This window comes from Polaribacter sp., from assembly GCF_965660385.1.
Taxonomy (GTDB): Bacteria; Bacteroidota; Bacteroidia; order Flavobacteriales; family Flavobacteriaceae; genus Polaribacter.
Window position 1 is genome coordinate 1 of record NZ_CBFHZT010000129.1, and the last position, 1909, is coordinate 1909.

General features: G+C 29.6%; 3 protein-coding genes. 2 read left to right on the top strand and 1 reads right to left on the bottom strand.

Annotated features, from left to right (window positions below; genetic code table 11):
- Together ACTG3V_RS15525 and ACTG3V_RS15530 are read left to right on the top strand one after the other, a co-directional pair.
- Positions 1-332 (top strand): T9SS type A sorting domain-containing protein (locus ACTG3V_RS15525; RefSeq protein ID WP_439133081.1); only part of this gene is annotated, 332 nt, incomplete at its 5' end.
- Position 333: 1 nt separating this feature from the next.
- Positions 334-1053 carry a hypothetical protein gene (locus tag ACTG3V_RS15530; protein ID WP_439133082.1) on the top strand — a complete coding sequence of 240 codons (720 nt, stop codon included), beginning with the start codon at positions 334-336 and terminating at the stop codon, positions 1051-1053.
- Between the two features lie 304 nt (positions 1054-1357).
- Here the strand turns inward: ACTG3V_RS15530 and ACTG3V_RS15535 are convergent.
- Positions 1358-1909, bottom strand: a 552-nt coding sequence (locus ACTG3V_RS15535) for a His/Gly/Thr/Pro-type tRNA ligase C-terminal domain-containing protein (RefSeq protein WP_439133083.1), incomplete at its 5' end; no start/stop codon positions are given.

The following is a 1909-nucleotide window of genomic DNA, read 5'->3' on the forward strand; positions in this document are numbered from 1 at the left end:
TACAATTGGTTGCTGGTAATAATAGTATTAAAGTAACTACAGACTACGATTGTCAAGGTAAATATTCGGAAAACATCTTTATATCAGAAGATATAATGGCATTTCCAAATCCTACAAAAGGTAATTTCCAACTGTACATTAATGGTAAAGATGCTAGTATAAATTATGCAATATTCGATGTAAAAGGAAGACAAATTCAAGCATCTAAAAGCCAATTAACTTCAAGTAGAATTGTGGATATCAATTTAAGTAAATTCACAAACGGAATTTATTATGTTGAAATACAAGGAGAAACAGTAAACAAATCAATTAAAATTGTAAAAACAAAATAGTATGATAACTAAACAATATAAATTTAAGTATCTAGTGCTCTCTGCCATTGCAGTTTGTACACTAATAATATCTTGTAATAAAAGTGATGAAATTGTATATACAGGAGTACCACAAGCAAGTGTATTGTTATCTCCAGTAAACGATCAAGCATGTGAAATTGGAGAAGTTATAGATGATAGAGCTACTGTTACTTTCAATTGGTCTGAAACTAGTGAAACAGAAGTTTATGATTTAACCATCACAAACTTAATAACTCAAGAAATTAATCCTAACTTTAATTTAGAAGTTACCACAACAACTGTATTATTAGAAAGAGGATATCCTTATTCATGGACAATAACTTCTAAGAATACTGGAGATGTTGTTACCAAGTCTGATACTTGGAAGTTTTATCTTTCTGGTGAAGGTGAATCTAATTTTGTTCCATTTCCTGCACAGTTAATTAGCCCAGAATCTGGTGTTACAGTTACTCCTGAAGATGGAATAATAACTTTAGAATGGAATGAGAGTTCAGATGCTGATGGCGAAGATGTTACCTATACCTTTTTTATGGATAAAATTGATGGTAAACAAGAACCTCTAGAAGAATGGAAAAACTTAACTACAAATACTATTGAAGTACCTGTAGATGCTGGTAGTGTTTATTTTTGGCATGTAGAAACCACAGATGGTAATAATACTGCTTTAAGTACTACTTATACTTTTAAAACAGAAGATTAACTTTATTTTTATTTGATAAAAAAAGCGACTTTATACAGCTGTATAAAGTCGCTTTTAATTTATATCAATTTTGATAGAATTAAAAAATTTGGCTTTTTAAAATACTAAACTTTACTTTTTGAAATCCAAAGAATTTTATCCTTATAACTGCAAAAAAAAGACTCAGTACTATTTAAAAATTAATAGTACTGAGTTTAATAAAAAATTATGGAATAAATTATAGCTAATATTGGTAATGCCAACAAAGTAAATTACTACAAAACTATCCGATCAAAACGTTAAATAACTTTTGATATGTCTTTAATTACATCTTTTGTAACCAAGTTTTAACATCAACTTCTGCCTTTATAATATCTCTTAATTCCGCAATTTTAACTCGTTTTTGTTCCATAGTATCTCTATGTCTTAACGTCACAGCATTATCCTCTAAAGAGTCATGATCTATAGTAATACAAAACGGAGTTCCTGCTGCATCTTGTCTTCGATATCGTTTTCCAACAGCATCTTTTTCATCGTAAAACACATTGAAATCCCACTTTAAATCTTCTACAATTTTACGAGCAACTTCTGGCAAACCGTCTTTTTTAACCAATGGTAAAATGGCTGCTTTATATGGTGCTAAAACTGCTGGTAATTTCAAAACCGCTCTTGTTGTTCCGTTTTCTAATTCCTCATCCACTAAAGATTTAGAGAAAACCGCCAAAAACATTCTATCTAAACCAATAGAAGTTTCTACAACATAAGGCACATAACTTTTATTTTCTGTATGATCAAAATATTGTAATTTCTTTCCAGAATATTCTTCGTGTGCTTTTAAATCGAAATCGGTTCTTGAATGAATTCCTTCTAATTCTTT

Excerpts from the sequence above, each read along its gene's own strand:
- ACTG3V_RS15530 (WP_439133082.1), top strand. The coding sequence starts at position 334 with ATGATAACTAAACAATATAAATTTAAGTATCTAGTGCTCTCTGCCATT.